Genomic DNA, 1,039 nt, shown 5'->3' on the forward strand with positions numbered 1-1,039 from the left:
GGCTTTGTTGCATAAACATTCAAAAGCTGAGTTCTCCCCAATCCATTCAAATTTAAGACACAACTTGGGTGCGAGGTCTACCTAATTCCGTAAATCTATTCAGAACTGCCACACGCGCATGAATTTCATTGACCTGACTTTGAAAATGTCTTGCCGTCAGCCTATCACCTAATAATTTGATGCAATGCATCTTGGTTTCCACCAAACTACGACGGTGATAACCCGACCATTTTTTCCATAGGGTTCTGCCTAAATGTTTAACCGTTTGAAGTAACTCATTTCGTTCTATTGAACTTATTTTAGAATCTTTCCAGGGCTTGGCATTCTTTCTGGGTGGAATTACTGCATGTGCTTGACGATCTGAAATCACTTTTCTGCAGCACTTCGTGTCGTACGCGCCATCGGTATAGACAGAATCTATTCGCTCATCTAGTGGAATTTGATCCAGTAAATCACCTAGTACTTGTGAATCACTGACATTATTTGTAGTAAGCTGAACGGCACGTATTTGCAGTGTTTCAGCATCTATACCAATATGCAGTTTACGCCATTGCCGACGGTATTCAGGCTGATGTTTTTTACGCTTCCATTCGCCTTCACCTAAAAACTTTAAACCCGTAGAGTCGACAAGTAGGTGTAACCCATCATGACTTTTCTGATAGCTTATCGCAATATCAATATGCTTTTGTCGTCTACAAAGGGTGGAGTAATCTGGTGCTGTCCAATTCAAGCCACAGAGTTTAATCAGGCTTTGAACAAAGCCAGTAACCATACGTAAAGAAAGACGGAATAGAGATTTGATCATTAAACAGCATTGAATCGCTGTATCGGAATAAGTTTGATTTCGTCCTTGCTTGCCTTGTGGTTGTGCATACCATTGCGTCTTAGGATCAAACCAGATTGAAATATTTCCTCGCTTGATTAAAGCTTGGTTATACGAGGACCAATTGGTTGTACGATAGATTTTAGGTGTAGGCTTCTTCATCTGGAAATTATATTACTGAAGAAGCCTTCAAGAATAGCTTTGTGCAACAAAGCC

1 protein-coding gene is annotated in these 1,039 nt (G+C 40.4%); it reads right to left on the bottom strand.

Features of this window, described 5'->3' with window-relative positions:
* Positions 1–52: 52 nt before the first annotated feature.
* The gene (locus GBI16_RS18165; protein ID WP_004812228.1) at positions 53–985 is read right to left on the bottom strand and encodes an IS5-like element ISAha3 family transposase; all 933 of its coding nucleotides are present in this window, start codon (positions 983–985) and stop codon (positions 53–55) included.
* Between the last annotated feature and the right edge of the window lie 54 nt (positions 986–1,039).

It is taken from the genome of Acinetobacter sp. TUM15064 (assembly GCF_008980265.1).
Lineage (GTDB): Bacteria > Pseudomonadota > Gammaproteobacteria > Pseudomonadales > Moraxellaceae > Acinetobacter.